Raw genomic sequence first — 14,459 nt, forward strand, 5'->3', positions numbered from 1 at the left:
AACACATGGACGCCAGGACGATTGATTTTTCTGCCGCACTGACGGCGATGCAGCGTTACGTCGATCAGGAGATCATTCCGGGCGTATCCTGGGCGGTGCTCAGCGGCCGCGACGTCGTCGATCAGCAATGCGTCGGCTTCGCCGATCGCGAGGCCAACACCGCGCTACGGCCCGACCACATCTTCCGCGCCTATTCCAACACCAAGATCTTCGTCACTTGCTCGATCATGCTGCTGGTCGAGGAAGGTCGCATCGGGCTTGATGACCCCGTCGAAAAATTCCTGCCGCAACTCGGCAATCGCAAGGTGCTGAAGCAGGGCGCGGCGAGCCTTGCCGATGTCGAGCCGGCGAAGAGCCCCATCACGATCCGCCAGCTGCTGACCCACAGCTCGGGCCTCAGCTACGGCATCTTCGATCCCGGCACGGTGCTGTTCAAAGGCTATAATGAGGCGCGCGTGCTCAACCCGCTGACGCCGCTGACCGACATGATCGACAAGCTCGCCGATCTGCCGCTGTCCTATCATCCCGGCACGGGCTGGGAATATTCGGTGGCGACCGACGTGCTTGGCCGCGTGGTCGAGGTCGTCTCCGGCCATGCGCTCGACACCTTCCTCAAGGCGCGCATCTTCGATCGCCTCGGCATGGTCGATACGGGCTTCTCAGTGCCCGAGGCGCAGCAGGGCAGGCTGGTTGCGCTCTACACCGGCGCCGACGTGCTCGATCCGATGAAGCCGGGCCTCACACGGGCCGACAATCTTCCGTTTCCGCAGGCCTATCGGCGGCCGTTTCCGCGGCTCTCGGGCGGCGGCGGTCTGGTCTCGACCTTGCCCGACATGCTCGCGCTGGTACGCGCGCTGCTCCCCGGTTCGGATGCGCTGCTGAAGCCCGACACGCTGCGGCAGATGATGACGAACCAGCTGCCCGCGGGCCAGACCATCCGATTTGCCAATCTCGGGCCGATCCCCGGAAAGGGCTTTGGTCTCGGCGGCGCGGTCACCTTTGCGCCGACGCCGTTCGATCCCCCGAATTCGACCGGCGAATTCCAGTGGGGTGGGCTTGCCGGCACCCATTGGTGGATTTGTCCGCAGGCCAACACCGCCGGCGTGCTGATGGCCCAGCGCCATATGGGCTTCTGGAACCCCTTCTTCTTCGAGTTCAAGCGCCTGGCCTATCAGGCGGTTGGAGGCTGATCGCGAAAAAATTGCCGGCGTCCGCGAATCCTTTCCGGCCTTCGCGCCCTCTTGATGGTCGAGGCATTTTGCTTCGGCTCATTTCGGAGGATGTGATGGCATTCTACAGGAAGAATATCGGCGGTCTGCATCAGGCGGTGCGGGTTGCACTCGGAATTGCGGTTGCGATTGCCGCATTCGTGTATCTCACCGGCGTCGCGGCGTGGTTGGTGGCGCTCGGGGGCACAGGCTTCGCACTGACGGGGCTCGTCGGCTATTGCCCGATGTGCACGATGGCCGGGATCGGACGAGGAGGCGTGTCGTGAGTGCGGCGGCGATCTCGTCAAGCCTGTTCGAGGCGGCCCGGCTCGGCGATCCCCAGGCGATCGCGTCTCTGCTCGAGACGGCGCAGCCGGATATCCGCCGCTACGCGCGCGCCACCTGCCGCAGCTCGGCGGATGCCGAGGATGCAACCCAGGAGGCGATGTGGATCCTGTTCCGCCATGTCGGCACGATCCGCTCGCTGGTCGCTTTTTCCGCGTGGCTGTTCAGCGTGGTCCGCCGCGAATGTCTGCGGCTCGCGCGCAAGGCGGGCCTCGCGCCATCGATCGACGACGGCGAGGTGGGGGCGCTGCTGCTGTCGCGTTCCGAAGCCGATTTGCGTCTTGACGTGGCGGCTGCGTTTGAAGCGTTGCCAGCGCACTACCGCGATGTCGCGCTGATGCGGGACGTCAAGGAAATGACCATCGACGAAATCGCCGCCGCGCTCGGTGCGTCCAGGCAGACCGTGAAGGCGCGCCTGCATCGTGCCCGCGCCCTGATGCGCGAATATCTGACGAGGTGAGACATGACCGATTATCAAACGCCTGACGATCTGAAATCTGTCCCCGCTTTCGTGGCGCTGGCGCCGGTCGAGGCCAACGCGTTCCTTGCGTTCAACCACGCGGTCGAGCGCAAGGACGGATTGATCCCGCCGAAATACCGCGAGCTGATCTCGCTCGCGGTCGCGCTCACCACGCAATGCGCCTATTGCCTCGACGTGCATACGGCGCAGGCAGCGAAGGCCGGCGCGACGCGCGAGGAAGTCGCCGAAGCCGCGTTGATCGCGGCCGCCGTGCGCGCCGGTGGTACGCTCGGCCATGCGCTGCTGGCGCAGCGCTTGTTCGAGCGGCATCGTGACGAGGCCACGGGGTGAGCAGGCGTTGGTCGCGGGCCGGATCGCGCGCGTGAAGAACTATCTCGGTCTCGATGGATTCCGCTTCGGCTGGGTCGCCGCCTGGATCGACGGGCGCGGCGATCACGGCTTTGATTATTCGCCGGGCCTCACGCGCTTGCTGGCGTTGCCGCATGCGCGTGCGATGATCGACATGCCGATCGGATTGAATCCGAGCGGCTATCGAGCCTGCGACCTGCGTGCACGCGAGCTGGTCGGCCCCGCCGTGTTTCTCGGCGCGCGCCGCGATCTCTGGACATTTCCCGACATGGCGGCCGCCAATCGCCACTATTGGGAGCGGGAAGGCAAGGGCAGGGGCGTGTCGGCGCAGCTCTGGAACATCAGGGACAAGATCAGGGACGTCGACGAGATCATGACGCCGGCGCGGCAGGCGACAATTGGCGAAGCGCATCCGGAATTGATTTTCTGGAATCTTGCAGGGCGAGTCCTTCTCTCGAAAAAGACGTCGGCGCAAGGTCGTGAGCAGCGCATCGCGCTGCTGGCGCAACGCGGCTTCACGCGCCTGGAGACATGGCTGACGCAGCGTCATGGCACCGGCATCGGCCGCGACGATCTCATCGATGCCTGTGCCTGCGCGGTCGCGGCTCGCGACAGCACACAGCGTGTCGGCGGCGAGGAGGTCGATCCGCGCGGACTGCGGATGGAGACCAATTATTGAGGTCGCGGCCTCGTGCGCTTCGAGTCGGGATAAAGTGGCAATTTATTTGAGGCGTGCAGGAACTGTCGATGGTCGGCCCGCGTTCCCCGTGCGAACCGATGACGGAGAAGCTCGTGCGATGAAGGATGCCAGTCAGTTCGCGACCGCGATGCTCGCGCTCGTTTTCACCGGAGCGCTGCTCGTCACCGGGCAGCTCTTCATCGAGCAACGCGCGCAGCGCGATGTCGCGTACGCCGCCAGGCATCTGCTGCGGCCCTTGTAGTCCGGCTTCGATGCATGATCACTGCTCGGCCTTGCGCCGTTCGACGGCTCGCCTAGATTAGGCGGCATCTCACGAACGAAGCCGGGGTCCCGATGCCTGATCTGTCCGCCTTTCCCATCACCAAGCGCTGGCCTGCCAGGCATCCGGAGCTGCTTCAACTCTATTCGCTGCCGACGCCGAACGGCGTCAAGGTGTCGATCATGCTGGAAGAGATCGGTCTGCCTTACGAGGTCCACCTCGTCGACTTCGGCAAGGACGATCAGAAGACGCCGGAATTCCTCTCACTCAATCCGAACGGCAAGATTCCGGCGATCCTCGATCCCAATGGTCCGGGCGGCCGCCCGCTGCCGCTGTTCGAGTCCGGAGCGATCCTGCAATACCTCGCCGAGAAGACCGGCAAGCTTCTGCCGGAGGACGCCGCGCGCCGCTACCAGGCCATCCAGTGGGTGCATTTCCAGATGGGCGGCATCGGGCCGATGTTCGGCCAGGTCGGCTTCTTTCACAAATTCGCCGGCAAGGATTTCGGGGACAAGCGACCGCTCGACCGCTATGTCAGCGAGGCCAAGCGTCTGCTCGGCGTGATGGAGACGCATCTTTCCGGCCGGCAGTGGTTCATGGATGACGACTACACCATCGCCGACATCTCCATGCTCGGCTGGGTGCGCAATCTCATCGGATTCTACGGCGCCGGCGATCTCGTCGAATTCAGCCAGTTCAAGTCGGTCGGTGCCTGGCTCGAACGGGGGCTGGCGCGTCCTGCCGTGGAGCGCGGCCTGAACATTCCGAAGCGGCCGTAGAATCAGGTCAGCGCCTTATGCGTCATGTAGAGCGCCATCACCGAGATGAGGGCGATCATGACTCGGTGCAGCACCGCTTTGCTGACGCCATTGGCCGCGCGTGCGCCGAGATCGGTGCCGATCCAGAGGCCGGCGAGAATCCCGACGATGGCCGGCCAGCCGACCATGAGCCCCTTGCTCCAGTAGATCCACGCCGCCGGAATGTTGGTCGGGATGACCGAGAAGATGAGGCTGACGAGTTGCGCCTGGTGCTGGGGGACGCGTAAGCCCGCGGCGAGGCCGACGGTGATCGCGAGCCCGCCGCCGATGCCCATGAAGCCGGAGGAAAATCCGGCGAGCACACCGATGAGAAGCAGGGGGAGCCAAGGCAGCTCGTCTCGGTCAACGGCCGCGTGGCTCCCGTCCTTGCGGTCGCGGCGCAGGATCAGAAGGGCGATCAGCGCGACGAGATAGACGACGTAGGTCCATTGCAGCACCGAGTCGGAGACCGCCGCCGCGGCGTAACCGCCGCCCGCACCGCCGACGAGAAATCCGAGGCCGATCCAGGCGATCCATTGCAGCGGGCTGCGATTGCCGCTCTGCCAGTAGCGGCGCACGCCGGCGAGGCCAGTGGGCGGGACCTGCGTGATCAGCGACGTCCCCTGGGCGACATGCTGCTCCGCGCCGAGCAGCAGCACGGTGAAGACGACAAGCCCGCCGCCCGGGCTCGTTCCCATGAAGCCCGATGTCAGCCCGCCGACGAGACCGACGCCAATGCCTGCGAGGAGATCGTGAATCCAGGACATCGCTTACGTCCTGGTCCGTCGCTTGATGTCAGGCCTGGTCGTGCGAAATCCCTCGATCACGCCGCCGACGGCCATCATGCAGGCCTCGACGTCAAAATCCTCGCCCCAGCTTTTCTGCAGCACGAAGCCCTGGAAGATCGCGATGAGCACGCGCGCGATCGCATCGGCGCCGAGGTCGCGCTTGATCAGGCCGTCATGCTGGCCGCGCTCGACCAGCGCCACGATCAGCGCGCGCGGCATGTCGATGCCTTCGACGACGCTGGTGCGGACGCGGCGGTTTCGCAGGGCCTCCGCCCAGCCGTGGATGCCGACGCGACGCCGCGCTTCGCCGGCGGGATCGGTGAGCCATTGCGCGTAGACGCGGATCAGCGCGTGAAGCCCTTCGATCGGATCCCCCGATCCCTGCGCCACCGAGTTGAGCACGGCCTCGCGACGATGCCGGTCGTCGGCAAGCGCCTCGATCAAATCGTCCTTGCTCTGGAAATAGAGATAGACCGCGCCGTGGCTCAAGCCCGACCGTTTGACGATGTCGGCCATGCCGGTCTGGTGAAAGCCTTGCTCGGCGAAGCAGGCGAGGGCCGCTTCGAGGATCTGCTGCCGCCGGCCTTCACGTTGCTTGTCGCTGATCTTGGGCATTTTGGCCGTCCATAAATAACTGACAGATCGGTCGTTTTGACCGTTTGCCTGATGTGGTCCAAGCAAAGCCGATTATGATAAAAAACGATCAGTCAGTCATTTTTATTATTAAAGACGGTCTTGGTCAAGTCCAGACGGTTCGGAAACAGGAGGATCAAACCGTTGCCGGGTGCTATGGCAGAGGTGACGGCGGCCCGACCCGCCTTTGCGTGGCTAGAACAGCCGTCCGCCGTTCGGCACAGGCTTGCTCGGCTGCACCAGCACGACCTTGCCCTCGGCATCGGGGAAGCCGAGCGTCAACACCTCCGAGACGACCGGACCGATCTGGCGCGGCGGGAAGTTGACGACGGCCGCGACCTGCTGCCCCACCAGCGTCTCGAGCGGATGATTTTCGGTGATTTGGGCTGAGCTCTTGCGCACGCCGATCGCGGGACCGAAGTCGATCCACAGCCGCCAGGCCGGCTTGCGTGCCTCCGGGAACGGTCTTGCATCGACGATGGTGCCGACGCGGATATCGACCGCGAGAAAGGTGTTGAAGTCGATGGCTGGCGACACGGCCGCGGCAGGATCGTGAGTGACGTGCATTGATGTATCCGTTCGGAGAGCGGGGGTTCGTTCGCCATGTTGTCGCGCGAACCGGAGTTTCGTACAACGCTGCGGTTATCCAACGACGCATGCGCGAGGAAGGTCTTGCCCAACATCATCTACGGCATCAAGAACTGCGACACCATGAAGAAGGCGCGCGCCTGGCTCGACACCCATGGCGTCGTCTACGAGTTCCACGACTACAAGGCGGCGGGCGTCGAGAAAGACAAGCTGAAGCAGTGGAGCGACAAGGCTGGCTGGGAGACGCTGCTCAATCGCGCCGGCACGACCTTCAAGAAGCTGCCGGATTCCGACAAGGAAGGCCTCACCGAGAAGAAGGCGCTGGCGCTGATGCTAGCGCAACCATCGATGATCAAGCGGCCGGTGCTCGAAGTCGGCGGCAAGCTTCTGGTCGGCTTCAAGCCGGACATCTATGCCAAGGAAGTCAAGGCCAAGTAGGTCGGCGCAGATCGCGCTGACCCTAGTTCAGCTCGACGATCTCGGTGGTGACGCCGGGCTGATCGGCGAATTCGACAACGTCGGCGGCAGCGATCCGGCCGGGAGCGCGATGGAAGAGATCGCGGTCGATCACCACGCGCAGTTTCGGGCGCGGCAGCGCGTCATTTCCGCGCATCAGATTCTTGATCTCGAAACCGCCGTCCTCGCAGAACGTCTTGAGCGAGGCGATCACGTGGCAGACCTCGCCGTCGGTCTGGAACGGCAGCAGCAGCCGTTCATAGGCAACCACGCGGCCATAGATGTCGTCGACGTCGGCCACGCTGTAGACCGGAAGGCCGCGCGCCACGCATTCATAATAGATCGGCATCACGAAGGGTGCGAGTCGCGGCCCGATATAGTCGTCGAGCAGAACGCCCTTGCCGGTATGTCCATAGGCGCGCGAGATGCGCGTGCCTTCGCTCTGGATGATGAGGCGCGGCGCCGGCGCAGAAATGTCGACGGTATAATAGATCAGATCGGACAGCTCTTCCTCGAGCCGCGCGGGCTGATACTCCCAGATCGCCGGCACCATCTGCCCGCGCGCATAAAGTCGCAGCCACGTGTTTAGGAGATCACGCTGCCTGATCGACTTGACGACGGAAGGAGCGGCGCTCGCGAAATCCAAGGCAAACTCCAAGACAATATTCCCGACGCATAAAACCCGCGCATGATCCATGCGGCGGGAAAATTTTCTATGAAGGCTGGCGCGCGAGATGAAAGACCGTTAACGACGGCTTGATGACCGGTGCCTTGCGAACCGGGAGGCCGGGCAGGCGACATCAAAACGCGTCCGACTAAGGGAGCATAAGCCTCCCGGCCGGAGACCTGATCTGCTCAGCTTTCCGCCTTGCCTAACCCCCGTCACCTCCGGCATATTCCGCGCCCGGAGGCGACGTTCCGGGACAGGCTCCAAGGCCCCCGGAAAGCCGAAGTAACTAAGGACAGCCACGCGTATTGTGCGGGCAGGGGGAAATCTGTTTGGCCGATGAGTTCATTCTCGAAACGGAAGGCTTGACCAAGGAGTTTGCGGGCTTCTTCGCCGTCCGCGACGTTGCGCTCAAGGTTCGCCGTGGGAGCATTCACGCGTTGATCGGCCCGAACGGGGCGGGCAAGACGACGTGCTTCAATCTTTTGACCAAGTTCCTCAAACCGTCCGCCGGCAAAATTCTGTACAAGGGTCAGGACATCACGGCGATGGCGCCGGCCGACGTGGCGCGCCTGGGACTGGTGCGATCATTCCAGATTTCGGCGGTGTTTCCGCATCTCACCGCGCTGGAAAACGTTCGCGTCGCGCTCCAGCGCCAGCACGGCAGTTCCTTCGATTTCTGGCGCTCCAAGTCCGTGCTCAACCGCTTCAACGATCGCGCGCGTGAATTGTTGAACGATGTCGGCCTCAGCGAGTTTGCCAATACGCCCGCGGTCGAGATGCCCTACGGACGCAAGCGCGCACTGGAGATCGCAACCACGCTCGCGCTCGACCCGGAGATGATGCTGCTGGACGAGCCGATGGCCGGCATGGGCCACGAGGACATCGACAAGATCGCGGCGCTGATCAAGCGCATCTCGGCGAAATATACCATCCTGATGGTCGAGCATAATCTGAGCGTCGTCGCCAATCTCTCCGACATCATCACCGTGCTGACGCGCGGGCAGGTGCTCGCGCAGGGCCACTACTCCGAGCTCACCAAGGACGAGCGCGTCAAGGAAGCCTATCTGGGAGCCGGTCATGCCTGAGACTGCAACCGCGGACGCTCCCGCAAACGCCGCAACCGGCGGCAACATCCTCCAGGTCCGCAACCTGGAAGCATGGTACGGCGAGTCCCACATCCTGCACGGGATCAATTTCGACGTGAACGCGGGCGAGGTCGTCACGCTGCTCGGCCGCAACGGCGCCGGCAAGACGACCACGCTGAAGTCGATCATGGGCATCATCGGCAAGCGGACGGGCTCGGTGAAGTTCAACAACCAGGACATCACCCGCGCAACCTCCGACAAGATCGCGCGGATGGGCATCGCGTTCTGCCCGGAGGAACGCGGCATTTTCTCCAGTCTCGATGTGCGGGAGAATTTGTTGCTGCCGCCGGTGGTTCGCCCGGGCGGATTGCCGCTCGAGCAGATCTTCGATCTGTTTCCGAATCTGAAGGAACGTCTCAACAGCCAGGGCACCAAGCTCTCCGGCGGTGAGCAGCAGATGCTCGCGATCGCGCGCATCCTGCGCACCGGCGCGAGCTTCCTGATGCTGGACGAGCCGACCGAAGGTCTTGCGCCTGTCATCATCCAGCAGATCGGACACACCATTGCGCGGCTCAAGAAGGAGGGCTTTACCATCCTCCTGGTCGAGCAGAACTTCCGGTTCGCATCCACCGTCGCCGACCGCTATTACGTGGTCGAGCACGGCAAGATCATTGACGGATTTTCCAATTCGGAGCTTGCCGCCAACATGGACAAGCTCCACACCTATCTCGGCGTCTAGAACGGCCAAGAGAAAATTCACAAGGGAAGTAGCATGAAGACAAAGTCGATTGCATCGTTTCTGCTCGGCACGGCGTTGGCAGTGACCACCGCCGGCGTAGCCTTCGCGCAGGACAAGACCGTCAAGATCGGCGCGCTGTCCGATCAGTCCGGCCTTTACGCCGACCTCGGCGGTCCCGGCTCGACGCTCGCCGCCCAGATGGCCGTCGAAGATTCCGGCCTTGCCGCGAAGGGCTGGAAGATCGACATCATCTCCGGCGATCACCAGAACAAGCCCGACATCGGCACAGCGATCGCGAGGCAGTGGTTCGACGTCGAGAAAGTCGACGTCATCGTCGACGTCCCGAACTCCGGCGTGGCGCTCGCCGTCAACAACGTCGTCAAGGAAAAGAACGGCGTCTACATCAACTCGGGCGCGGCGACCTCGGATCTGACCAACGCGCAGTGCTCGCCCAATACCGTGCACTGGACCTACGACACCTACATGCTGGCCCACACCACGGGCCAGGCGCTGGTGAAGGCCGGTGGCGACACCTGGTTCTTCCTGACCGCGGACTACGCCTTCGGTGCGGCGCTCGAGCGCGACACCACGGCCGTGGTCACCGCCAACGGCGGCAAGGTCGTCGGCGGTGTCAAGCATCCGCTCAACACGCCGGACTTCTCGTCGTTCCTGCTGCAGGCGCAGGCCTCCAAGGCCAAGATCATCGGCCTTGCCAATGCCGGCGGCGACACCACCAACTCGATCAAGCAGGCGGCCGAGTTCGGCATCGTCAAGGGCGGACAGAAGCTCGCGGCGCTGCTGCTGTTCCTCACCGACGTCAAGGCGATTGGCCTCGAGACCGCGCAGGGCCTCAACTTCACCGAGACGTTCTATTGGGACATGGACGACAAGACCCGGGCCTTCTCCAAGCGCTTCTCCGACAAGATGAAGAACAACGCTCCTCCGACCATGGTGCAGGCGGGCGTCTATGCGGGCCTTCGTCACTACTTCAAGGCGCTCGAAGCGCTCGGCGGCAATCCGCATGACGGCGTGAAGGTCGTCGAGAAAATGAAGTCGCTGCCGACCGAGGACGACCTGTTCGGCAAGGGCGAGATCCAGCCGAACGGCCGCACCATCCACAATGCCTATCTGTTCGAGGTGAAGAAGCCCTCCGAGTCCAAGGGACCGTGGGACTTCTACAAGCTGGTCGGCACCGTGCCGGGCGACCAGGCTTTCACGCCGCTGTCCGAGAGCAAGTGCGCGCTCTTGAAGAAGTAAGATAAGCGCCCGCAGGCCATCAGGCCTGCGGGCGATTTTCAGGGAACGCCGAAGGGACCGGGTGCGGGATCGATGCAGGCTCTTTACGCTCAGCTACTGGTGGGATTGATCAACGGCTCGTTCTACGCGCTGCTCAGTCTCGGGCTTGCCGTGATCTTCGGCATGCTCAACATCATCAATTTCGCCCACGGCGCGCTCTACATGATGGGCGCGTTCGTTGCCTATTTCCTGCTGAGCCTCGGCGGCATCAACTACTGGTGGGCGCTGCTGATCGCGCCGATCATCGTCGGCATCTTCGGCATGATCCTGGAACGGACCATGCTGCAATGGCTGACCGGGCTCGACCACCTCTACGGTCTGCTCCTGACCTTCGGCATCGCGCTGATCGTGCAGGGCGTGTTCCAGAACTATTTCGGCTCCTCCGGTCTGCCTTACGCCATTCCGGACCAGCTCAAGGGCGGCATGAATCTCGGCTTCATGTTCCTGCCGATCTATCGCGGCTGGGTCGTCATCTTCTCGCTGGTGGTGTGTATCGCCACCTGGTTCCTGATCGAGAAGACGCGGCTCGGTGCCTACCTGCGCGCCGCCACTGAGAATCCGACACTGGTCCGCGCCTTCGGCATCAACGTGCCGCGCATGATCACGCTGACCTACGGTCTTGGCGTTGGCCTTGCGGCGCTCGCGGGCGTGCTCTCGGCGCCGATCAACCAGGTGCGCCCCTTGATGGGCGCCGACCTCATCATCGTCGTGTTCGCGGTGGTCGTGATCGGCGGCATGGGATCGATCATGGGCTCCATCATCACCGGCTTTGCGCTCGGTGTGATCGAGGGCCTGACCAAGTATTTCTACCCCGAGGCCTCCAACACCGTCGTGTTCGTGCTGATGGTGCTGGTGCTCTTGGTGAAGCCAACGGGATTGACGGGAAGGGCGGCCTGATATGACAGCCTTGACAGACGACACTTTGCCGGTGACCCCGCGCGCCATTCGAGACGAGATGATCGTATTCGTCGTGATGGCACTGCTGCTGGCCGCAGTGCCATTCAGCGGCATCTACCCGTTCTTCGTGATGCAGGCGCTGTGCTTCGCGCTGCTTGCCTGTGCGTTCAACCTCCTGATCGGCTATGGCGGCTTGCTGTCGTTCGGCCACGCGATGTTCCTAGGCACCGCGGGCTACTGCAGCGCGCATGCGCTGAAGGTGTGGGCGCTGCCGCCGGAGCTCGGCATCCTCGTCGGAATCGTCGCGGCTTTCGGGCTCTCGCTCATTACTGGCTACATCTCGATCCGCCGCCAGGGCATCTACTTCTCGATGATCACGCTGGCGCTGTCGCAGCTGCTTTACTTCATCTACCTCCAGGCGCCATTCACCCATGGTGAGGACGGCATCCAGGGCATTCCGCAGGGGCGCATGTTCGGCGTGTTCGATCTCTCGAAGCCGACGGTGCTCTATTATGTCGTGCTGGTCGGCTTCCTCGCCGGCTTCCTGCTGATCTACCGCATCATCAACTCGCCGTTCGGCGAGGTGCTGAAGGCGATCCGCGAGAACGAGCCGCGCGCGATCTCGCTCGGCTACCGGACCGACCAGTACAAGTTCCTGGCGTTCGTCCTGTCGGGCACGCTGGCCGGCTTCGCCGGTTCGCTGAAAGTGTTCGTGGCGCAGAACGCCTCGCTCACCGATGTGCACTGGTCGATGTCGGGCGAGGTCGTGCTGATGACGTTGGTCGGCGGTCTCGGCACCATTTTCGGTCCCGTGGTCGGCGCCTTTGCGATCATCGCCATGCAGCAATATCTGGCAGGCTTCGGCCAGTGGGTGACGGTGATCCAGGGCTCGATCTTCGTGATCTGCGTGCTCACCTTCCGTGGTGGCGTCATCGGCGAAATCGCACATTACTTGCGGCGCTCGCTCTAAATCATTGATATCGCACCAATTTCATTGGGACGCGAATCCGGTGGATGATCCGACTCCACGGGCGTGAGATGACACGCGCGCGGAGCGGAAATGGTCTATGACAGTTTTGTGACGGCCTGTTCGGGCCGGGCCATTTCCAACCGGTAGCCTATCCCCATGATGCGATGGTTTCGCGCTTTCCTTCCCAAGGAAGAACGGTTCTTCGACCTGTTCGACCGCCATGCACAGACCGTGATCCAGGGCTCGATCGCGCTCCAGGGCATGCTCAACGGGGGCGAGGAGACGCCGGTCTACTGTCAGCGCGTCAACCAGTTCGAGAACGACGCCGACAACATCACCCGTGAGGTGCTGACGGCGGTGCGCCGTACCTTCATCACGCCGTTCGACCGCGGCGACATCAAGAACCTGATCACCTCGATGGACGACGCCATCGATCAGATGCAGCAGACGGCCAAGGCCGTGATGCTGTTCGAGGTCCGCACCTTCGAGCCGCCGATGCGGGAGATTGGCGGGCTCCTGATCGAATGCGCCAATCTCGTGGGGCGCGCGTTGCCGCTGATGCAGTCGATCGGCCCGAACGTCGCGATGCTGACCGCGATCACGGAAGAGCTGGGCAAGCTGGAGGGCCGGGTCGACGATCTCCATGACATCGGGCTGAAGGAGCTGTTTCTCAAGCACCGTGATGGCAGCGCGATGGATTTCATCGTCGGCGTCGAGATCTACGACCATCTCGAAAAGGTGGCCGACCGTTTCGACGACGTCGCGAACGAGATCAACAGCATCGTCATCGAGCAAGTTTAGGGCAGGGGTCGCGCCGTGGATGCTGCGCTCGGACTTCCTGTCCTCGTCGGCTTGATCGCCGTCGCGCTGCTGTTCGACTTCCTGAACGGCCTGCACGACGCCGCCAATTCGATCGCGACCATCGTGTCCACCCGCGTGCTGCGGCCGCAATTCGCGGTGCTCTGGGCCGCGTTCTTCAATTTCATCGCCTTCATGGTGTTCGGGCTGCATGTTGCCCAGACCATCGGCACCGGCATCATCGATCCCGCGGTGGTCGACGCCCAGGTGATCTTCGCGGCGCTCGTCGGCGCGATCGTCTGGAATCTCGTGACCTGGGGGCTCGGCATCCCATCTTCCTCCTCACATGCGCTGATCGGCGGTCTCGTCGGCGGCGGCATGGCCAAGGCGGGGATCTCGGCGGCTGTGTGGAGCGGCCTGTCCAAGGCGGTGCTTGCGATCGTGCTGTCGCCGCTGGTCGGTTTCCTGCTTGCGATGATGCTGGTCGCGATTGTGTCCTGGCTCTCGGTGCGCTCGACGCCGTTCGCGGTCGATCGTGCCTTCCGCATCCTGCAATTCGCCTCCGCCTCGCTCTATTCGCTGGGCCATGGCGGCAATGACGCCCAGAAGACCATGGGCATCATCGCCGTGCTGCTGTATTCGCAAGGGCATCTCGGCGGCGAATTCTCGGTGCCGTTCTGGGTGGTGCTGTCCTGCCAGGCCGCGATGGCGCTGGGCACGCTGATGGGCGGCTGGCGCATCGTCCGCACCATGGGCCTGCGCATCACCAAGCTGACGCCGATGCAGGGCTTTTGCGCCGAGACCGGCGGCGCCGCGACGCTGTTCATGGCGACCTTCCTCGGCGTTCCCGTCTCGACCACCCACACCATCACCGGCGCGATCGTCGGCGTCGGCGCGGCCCGCCGCGTCTCGGCGGTGCGCTGGAACGTCGCGAGCTCGATCGTCTATGCCTGGGTGATCACGATCCCGGCCTCGGCCATTGTCGCGGCGCTGACCTGGTGGGCGGTCCAGATTTTCGTCAGGTGACGAATTTCAGCCCAGCGATGCCGGCGACGATCAGCCCAATGCTGGCGAGGCGGAACGCCGTGGCCGGCTCGCCGAGCAGAATGATGCCAAGCGCGGCGGTACCGACCGCGCCGATGCCGGTCCAGACCGCATAGGCGGTTCCGACGGGCAGCGATTTGAGCGCGATTCCGAGCAGGATGACGCTGCCGGCCATCGCCACGAGCGTGATGACGGACGGAACAAGCTTGGTAAAACCCTCGGTGTATTTCAGGCCGATCGCCCAGGTAATCTCGAGAAGACCGGCGACGAACAGGATGCTCCAGGCCATGACGACCCTCCATTCAAGGCAGGGTCGTCCCCGCGGCGGATATGCTGATGAGGGGAGGCCGTCCTCCC

Annotated in this window: 20 protein-coding genes; 15 read left to right on the forward strand and 5 right to left on the reverse strand. The window is 63.4% G+C overall.

Features of this window, described 5'->3' with window-relative positions:
• Positions 1 to 5: 5 nt before the first annotated feature.
• The 7 genes from ACKWRH_RS18720 (at position 6) to ACKWRH_RS18750 (ending at position 4,120) form a co-directional block, all read left to right on the forward strand.
• Entirely contained in the window at positions 6 to 1,190 is a 1,185-nt protein-coding gene (locus ACKWRH_RS18720) for a serine hydrolase domain-containing protein (RefSeq protein WP_445221790.1), read from the forward strand.
• Positions 1,191 to 1,285: 95 nt separating this feature from the next.
• On the forward strand, positions 1,286 to 1,495 hold the full coding sequence (locus ACKWRH_RS18725; RefSeq protein ID WP_445221791.1) for a YgaP family membrane protein: 210 nt from the start codon (positions 1,286 to 1,288) through the stop codon (positions 1,493 to 1,495).
• Positions 1,492 to 2,013, forward strand: coding sequence for an RNA polymerase sigma factor (locus ACKWRH_RS18730; protein ID WP_259257854.1), 522 nt, complete (start codon positions 1,492 to 1,494; stop codon positions 2,011 to 2,013). Before ACKWRH_RS18725 ends, ACKWRH_RS18730 begins: the two co-directional genes overlap by 4 nt.
• 3 nt (positions 2,014 to 2,016) lie before the next feature.
• On the forward strand, positions 2,017 to 2,364 hold the full coding sequence (locus ACKWRH_RS18735; protein WP_445221792.1) for a carboxymuconolactone decarboxylase family protein: 348 nt from the start codon (positions 2,017 to 2,019) through the stop codon (positions 2,362 to 2,364).
• 31 nt (positions 2,365 to 2,395) lie between these two features.
• Positions 2,396 to 3,061, forward strand: a complete 666-nt coding sequence (locus tag ACKWRH_RS18740) for a DUF429 domain-containing protein (protein WP_445222435.1) — start codon at positions 2,396 to 2,398, stop codon at positions 3,059 to 3,061.
• Between the two features lie 118 nt (positions 3,062 to 3,179).
• Positions 3,180 to 3,323, forward strand: a complete 144-nt coding sequence (locus ACKWRH_RS18745; protein WP_445221793.1) for a hypothetical protein — start codon at positions 3,180 to 3,182, stop codon at positions 3,321 to 3,323.
• A gap of 92 nt (positions 3,324 to 3,415) precedes the next feature.
• The gene (locus ACKWRH_RS18750; protein WP_445221794.1) at positions 3,416 to 4,120 is read left to right on the forward strand and encodes a glutathione S-transferase family protein; all 705 of its coding nucleotides are present in this window, start codon (positions 3,416 to 3,418) and stop codon (positions 4,118 to 4,120) included.
• Positions 4,121 to 4,122: 2 nt separating this feature from the next.
• Here the strand turns inward: ACKWRH_RS18750 and ACKWRH_RS18755 are convergent, their stop codons facing one another.
• The 3 genes from ACKWRH_RS18755 to ACKWRH_RS18765 all read right to left on the reverse strand — a co-directional run bounded on the left by ACKWRH_RS18755 (position 4,123) and on the right by ACKWRH_RS18765 (position 6,126).
• The gene (locus ACKWRH_RS18755) at positions 4,123 to 4,905 is read right to left on the reverse strand and encodes a sulfite exporter TauE/SafE family protein (protein ID WP_445221795.1); all 783 of its coding nucleotides are present in this window, start codon (positions 4,903 to 4,905) and stop codon (positions 4,123 to 4,125) included.
• A 3-nt stretch (positions 4,906 to 4,908) separates the two neighbouring features.
• The gene (locus ACKWRH_RS18760; RefSeq protein WP_445221796.1) at positions 4,909 to 5,541 is read right to left on the reverse strand and encodes a TetR/AcrR family transcriptional regulator; all 633 of its coding nucleotides are present in this window, start codon (positions 5,539 to 5,541) and stop codon (positions 4,909 to 4,911) included.
• A 213-nt stretch (positions 5,542 to 5,754) separates the two neighbouring features.
• A complete protein-coding gene (locus tag ACKWRH_RS18765) occupies positions 5,755 to 6,126 on the reverse strand; it encodes a tRNA-binding protein (protein ID WP_445221797.1) in 372 nt (123 codons plus the stop codon).
• Positions 6,127 to 6,231: 105 nt separating this feature from the next.
• On the opposite strand from ACKWRH_RS18765, the gene ACKWRH_RS18770 reads away from it, so the two are divergent.
• Entirely contained in the window at positions 6,232 to 6,585 is a 354-nt protein-coding gene (locus ACKWRH_RS18770; RefSeq protein WP_445221798.1) for an ArsC family reductase, read from the forward strand.
• Positions 6,586 to 6,607: 22 nt separating this feature from the next.
• Here ACKWRH_RS18770 and ACKWRH_RS18775 read toward each other — a convergent pair whose 3' ends face one another.
• Positions 6,608 to 7,249 carry a hypothetical protein gene (locus tag ACKWRH_RS18775; RefSeq protein ID WP_445221799.1) on the reverse strand — a complete coding sequence of 214 codons (642 nt, stop codon included), beginning with the start codon at positions 7,247 to 7,249 and terminating at the stop codon, positions 6,608 to 6,610.
• 353 nt (positions 7,250 to 7,602) lie between these two features.
• Here ACKWRH_RS18775 and ACKWRH_RS18780 point away from each other — a divergent pair, with 353 nt between their 5' ends.
• The 7 genes from ACKWRH_RS18780 (at position 7,603) to ACKWRH_RS18810 (ending at position 14,084) form a co-directional block, all read left to right on the forward strand.
• The gene (locus ACKWRH_RS18780) at positions 7,603 to 8,358 is read left to right on the forward strand and encodes an ABC transporter ATP-binding protein (protein WP_014495850.1); all 756 of its coding nucleotides are present in this window, start codon (positions 7,603 to 7,605) and stop codon (positions 8,356 to 8,358) included.
• Positions 8,351 to 9,097 carry an ABC transporter ATP-binding protein gene (locus ACKWRH_RS18785; RefSeq protein ID WP_445221800.1) on the forward strand — a complete coding sequence of 249 codons (747 nt, stop codon included), beginning with the start codon at positions 8,351 to 8,353 and terminating at the stop codon, positions 9,095 to 9,097. The genes ACKWRH_RS18780 and ACKWRH_RS18785 overlap by 8 nt, the downstream gene beginning before the upstream one ends.
• Positions 9,098 to 9,130: 33 nt before the next feature.
• Entirely contained in the window at positions 9,131 to 10,354 is a 1,224-nt protein-coding gene (locus ACKWRH_RS18790) for an ABC transporter substrate-binding protein (RefSeq protein WP_445221801.1), read from the forward strand.
• A 72-nt stretch (positions 10,355 to 10,426) separates the two neighbouring features.
• Positions 10,427 to 11,290 (forward strand): branched-chain amino acid ABC transporter permease, encoded by an 864-nt coding sequence (locus tag ACKWRH_RS18795; protein WP_445221802.1) that lies wholly within the window; start codon positions 10,427 to 10,429, stop codon positions 11,288 to 11,290.
• Position 11,291: 1 nt separating this feature from the next.
• A complete protein-coding gene (locus ACKWRH_RS18800) occupies positions 11,292 to 12,260 on the forward strand; it encodes a branched-chain amino acid ABC transporter permease (RefSeq protein WP_445221803.1) in 969 nt (322 codons plus the stop codon).
• A gap of 156 nt (positions 12,261 to 12,416) precedes the next feature.
• Entirely contained in the window at positions 12,417 to 13,061 is a 645-nt protein-coding gene (locus ACKWRH_RS18805) for a DUF47 domain-containing protein (RefSeq protein ID WP_014495845.1), read from the forward strand.
• Positions 13,062 to 13,076: 15 nt separating this feature from the next.
• Positions 13,077 to 14,084, forward strand: a complete 1,008-nt coding sequence (locus ACKWRH_RS18810; protein ID WP_008143644.1) for an inorganic phosphate transporter — start codon at positions 13,077 to 13,079, stop codon at positions 14,082 to 14,084.
• On the opposite strand, the gene sugE is transcribed toward ACKWRH_RS18810, so the two are convergent.
• The gene (gene sugE, locus ACKWRH_RS18815) at positions 14,077 to 14,391 is read right to left on the reverse strand and encodes a quaternary ammonium compound efflux SMR transporter SugE (protein ID WP_445221804.1); all 315 of its coding nucleotides are present in this window, start codon (positions 14,389 to 14,391) and stop codon (positions 14,077 to 14,079) included. The two genes, ACKWRH_RS18810 and sugE, sit on opposite strands and share 8 nt — an antisense overlap.
• Positions 14,392 to 14,459 lie beyond the last annotated feature (68 nt).

The sequence above is a fragment of the Bradyrhizobium sp. Pa8 genome (assembly GCF_052588265.1).

Coding starts and splice junctions, on each gene's coding strand:
- ACKWRH_RS18720 (WP_445221790.1), top strand. CDS start 6: ATGGACGCCAGGACGATTGATTTTTCTGCCGCACTGACGGCGATGCAG.
- ACKWRH_RS18725 (WP_445221791.1), top strand. CDS start 1,286: ATGGCATTCTACAGGAAGAATATCGGCGGTCTGCATCAGGCGGTGCGG.
- ACKWRH_RS18735 (WP_445221792.1), top strand. CDS start 2,017: ATGACCGATTATCAAACGCCTGACGATCTGAAATCTGTCCCCGCTTTC.
- ACKWRH_RS18745 (WP_445221793.1), top strand. CDS start 3,180: ATGAAGGATGCCAGTCAGTTCGCGACCGCGATGCTCGCGCTCGTTTTC.
- ACKWRH_RS18750 (WP_445221794.1), top strand. CDS start 3,416: ATGCCTGATCTGTCCGCCTTTCCCATCACCAAGCGCTGGCCTGCCAGG.
- ACKWRH_RS18755 (WP_445221795.1), bottom strand. CDS start 4,905: ATGTCCTGGATTCACGATCTCCTCGCAGGCATTGGCGTCGGTCTCGTC.
- ACKWRH_RS18760 (WP_445221796.1), bottom strand. CDS start 5,541: ATGCCCAAGATCAGCGACAAGCAACGTGAAGGCCGGCGGCAGCAGATC.
- ACKWRH_RS18765 (WP_445221797.1), bottom strand. CDS start 6,126: ATGCACGTCACTCACGATCCTGCCGCGGCCGTGTCGCCAGCCATCGAC.
- ACKWRH_RS18785 (WP_445221800.1), top strand. CDS start 8,351: ATGCCTGAGACTGCAACCGCGGACGCTCCCGCAAACGCCGCAACCGGC.
- ACKWRH_RS18790 (WP_445221801.1), top strand. CDS start 9,131: ATGAAGACAAAGTCGATTGCATCGTTTCTGCTCGGCACGGCGTTGGCA.
- ACKWRH_RS18795 (WP_445221802.1), top strand. CDS start 10,427: ATGCAGGCTCTTTACGCTCAGCTACTGGTGGGATTGATCAACGGCTCG.
- ACKWRH_RS18800 (WP_445221803.1), top strand. CDS start 11,292: ATGACAGCCTTGACAGACGACACTTTGCCGGTGACCCCGCGCGCCATT.
- ACKWRH_RS18805 (WP_014495845.1), top strand. CDS start 12,417: ATGATGCGATGGTTTCGCGCTTTCCTTCCCAAGGAAGAACGGTTCTTC.
- sugE (WP_445221804.1), bottom strand. CDS start 14,391: ATGGCCTGGAGCATCCTGTTCGTCGCCGGTCTTCTCGAGATTACCTGG.